Source organism: Vibrio sp. YT-17 (assembly GCF_033337375.1).
Classification (GTDB): domain Bacteria; phylum Pseudomonadota; class Gammaproteobacteria; order Enterobacterales; family Vibrionaceae; genus Vibrio; species Vibrio alginolyticus.
Genome location: NZ_JAWOQP010000173.1, coordinates 1 through 1107 on the forward strand (window position 1 = coordinate 1; position 1107 = coordinate 1107).

At 47.2% G+C, this 1107-nt stretch carries 1 protein-coding gene; it reads left to right on the plus strand.

What is annotated here, in order from left to right; all coding sequences use genetic code 11:
- Window positions 1–1107: phosphoenolpyruvate synthase (gene ppsA, locus R7F67_RS24755; RefSeq protein ID WP_318057524.1), on the plus strand; the 1107-nt coding region annotated here is incomplete at both ends.

Sequence of the window (1107 nt, forward strand, 5' to 3'; positions counted from 1 at the left end):
GGTTCGCTCTTCTGCAACAGCGGAAGATCTACCAGATGCCTCTTTTGCTGGTCAGCAAGAAACGTTTTTGAACGTGAAAGGCATCGACGCAGTACTAGAAGCCACAAAGCACGTTTACGCTTCTCTATTTAACGACCGTGCGATCTCTTACCGTGTACACCAAGGTTTCGACCACCGTGGCATCTCGCTATCTGCGGGTATCCAACGCATGGTTCGTTCAGACAAAGCCTCTTCTGGTGTTATGTTTACGCTAGACACTGAATCTGGCTTTGACCAAGTCGTGTTCATTACATCGTCTTGGGGTCTAGGTGAAATGGTCGTTCAAGGCGCGGTAAACCCAGACGAGTTCTACGTTCACAAGCCAATGCTTGAAGCGGGTGAGCACCCGATCGTTAAGAAAACTTTTGGTTCGAAATTGATCAAAATGATCTACTCAAACAACCAAGAGATCGGCAAGCAAGTTGATATCATCAATACGTCAGAAGAAGAGCGCAACACCTTCTCTCTAAACGAAGATGAGATCAAAGAGCTTGCTAAACAAGCGATGATCATCGAAAAGCACTACCAACGTCCAATGGACATTGAGTGGGCAAAAGATGGTATCGACGGCAAGTTGTACATCGTTCAAGCACGTCCAGAAACCGTATGTTCTCAAACAGAACAAAACGTGATTGAACGTTACGAACTGAACAATAAAGCCGATGTGCTTGTCGAAGGCCGTGCTATCGGTCAACGCATCGGTAAAGGCCCAGTACGTTTGGTTGATTCTCTAGACCAAATGTCACTGGTTCAAGAAGGCGATGTGCTTGTCACAGACATGACTGACCCAGATTGGGAACCAGTGATGAAGAAAGCATCGGCAATCGTAACTAACCGTGGTGGACGTACGTGTCACGCAGCAATCATCGCTCGTGAACTGGGTATTCCTGCTATCGTTGGTTGTGGCGACGCGACGAGCAAACTGACCGATGGCGCAACCGTAACCGTCTCTTGTTCAGAAGGTGAAACAGGTTACGTTTACCAAGGCGACTTGGATTTTGAAGTAAAACGCTCTTCTGTTGATGAACTGCCACTATTGCCCACAAAAGTGATGATGAACGTGGGTAA